Origin of the sequence: Micromonospora tarensis (assembly GCF_016803395.1) — a bacterium.
Classification (GTDB): domain Bacteria; phylum Actinomycetota; class Actinomycetes; order Mycobacteriales; family Micromonosporaceae; genus Micromonospora; species Micromonospora tarensis.
In genome coordinates this window covers 1-1,766 of the sequence record NZ_JAEVHL010000477.1, presented here as the reverse complement: position 1 = coordinate 1,766, position 1,766 = coordinate 1, and the positions used below count along the sequence as shown (strand labels likewise).

Here is a 1,766-nt window from a genome sequence, read left to right as displayed (position 1 = left end):
TGGCCGACTCGGTGCTGCCCGACGCGCCGCCCGGCCCGCTGCGCCTGGCCGGGGTCGACCAGGTGCCGCACCCCACCACCCACGGGCGGCTCGCCGGGTTCGCCGACGCGTTCGCCGAGGTCGGCGTCGACTGGGCCGACCTGACAGTGCTCAACGCCGCGGGCAACAGCCGCCAGGCCGCGACCGCCGCCGTCGCCGGTCTGTTCGACCGGCCCGCGCCGCCGACCGCCGTGCTGGCCGGCTCCGACGTGCTCGCTCTCGGGGTGCTCGACGCGCTCGCCGAGTTGCCGGGCGGCCACCCGCCGGTCTCGGTGACCGGCTTCGACGACGTCCCCGAGGCCGCCACGGCGGGCCTCACCACCGTCCGACAGCCCGCCGAGGAGAAGGGCCGCATCGCCGCCGAACTCCTTCTCGACCCACCGGCGGACGCGGCAGCCGGTCACGTGCTGCTGCCCACCACGCTCGTCGTCCGGCGTTCCACCGGCCCCGTTCCGAGGAGATGACATGGAACTTCCCACCGGATACGTCACCGCGCTCGACGCGATGAACCGCCACGTCAACTCGGCCCGGCCGGACGCCCCGGTCCAGGTCGAGCGCGCCCGGCCGGCGCTGCTCACGTCGACCCGGCGGGCCGCCGCCGTCGCCCTGCACCGGCTCGCCGACCGGATCCAGCCGCGACCGGTGCCGGCCGCTCCGCGCTGCTCCTGACCGACCACGGGCGTGGCCGACCACCGGCCGGGCCCGTCCCGGGGCGCATTTCGGCACGGACGTGACGAACGGTCCCGGGTCGGGCACGCAGAGTGGTCGAACGGGGTGCGGCCAGGCAGACTGGTGAAGCCATGTCACCGTTCATGCCCACCCTCCGCCTCCACGACCGCTACGTGCTGCACGAGCGGATCGGTCTCGGCGGCATGTCCGAGGTGTGGCGGGCCGACGACGAGGTGCTCGGCCGGCCGGTCGCGATCAAGGTCCTCGCCGGACAACTCGCCACCGACCCGCAGCTGCGGGCCACCATCCAGCGCGAGGCCCGCGCGGCGGCCCGGCTGACCCACCCCCACGTGACCCAGGTGTACGACTACGCCGAGGCGACCCTCTCCGACGGTGTCGTGGTGCCCTATCTGGTGATGGAGCTCGTTGAGGGCCACAACCTGGCCGACCGGCTGCGCACCGGGCCGCTGCCCTGGCCGGAGGGGGTCCGGGTGGCCGGGCAGATCGCCGCCGCGCTGGCCGCCGCGCACCGGATCGGTGTCGTGCACCGCGACGTCAAGCCCGGCAACGTCATGCTCACCGACACCGGCGCCAAGGTGCTGGACTTCGGCATCGCCGCGCTCGGCGGGCTCGACAGCCAGTCCGGCGAACCGCTGATGGGCACACCCGCCTACTTCGCGCCGGAGCGGCTGCGCTCCGGCCCGCCCGACCCGGCGAGCGACGTGTACGCCCTCGGCGCGCTGCTCTACCGCACCCTCACCGGCCAGGCGCCGCTGCCCGTGCAGAGCTGGGAGGACGCCCTGGAGGTGCACCGGCGGGGCACTCCGGTGCCGCCGTTGCGGGTGCCCGGCCTACCCGCCGACATCGCCGAGCTGACCGTCGCCTGCCTGGCCGCCAACCCGGCGGACCGGCCGAGCGCGGCGCACCTGGCCCGCCGCTTCGGCGCCGGCCAGCCGGTCGAACCCCCCACCGAGCTGCTGCGCCGCACACCGGCGCCGCACCCGCCGACCCTGATCGACCGCTCGGCGGCCCACCCGCTGCCGGTCGCCGCCGCCCCG

At 76.2% G+C, this 1,766-nt stretch carries 3 protein-coding genes; all 3 read left to right on the top strand.

Features of this window, described 5'->3' with window-relative positions; all coding sequences use genetic code 11:
- Positions 1–503, top strand: a 503-nt coding sequence (locus JM949_RS35715; RefSeq protein WP_203152443.1) for a substrate-binding domain-containing protein, incomplete at its 5' end; no start/stop codon positions are given.
- 1 nt (position 504) lies between these two features.
- A complete protein-coding gene (locus JM949_RS35710) occupies positions 505–708 on the top strand; it encodes a hypothetical protein (RefSeq protein ID WP_203152442.1) in 204 nt (67 codons plus the stop codon).
- Between the two features lie 131 nt (positions 709–839).
- Positions 840–1,766: serine/threonine-protein kinase (locus JM949_RS35705; protein WP_203152441.1), on the top strand; the 927-nt coding region annotated here is incomplete at its 3' end.

What these genes read in the sequence shown, in the direction of transcription:
- JM949_RS35710 (WP_203152442.1), top strand. Translation starts at nt 505, where the DNA reads ATGGAACTTCCCACCGGATACGTCACCGCGCTCGACGCGATGAACCGC.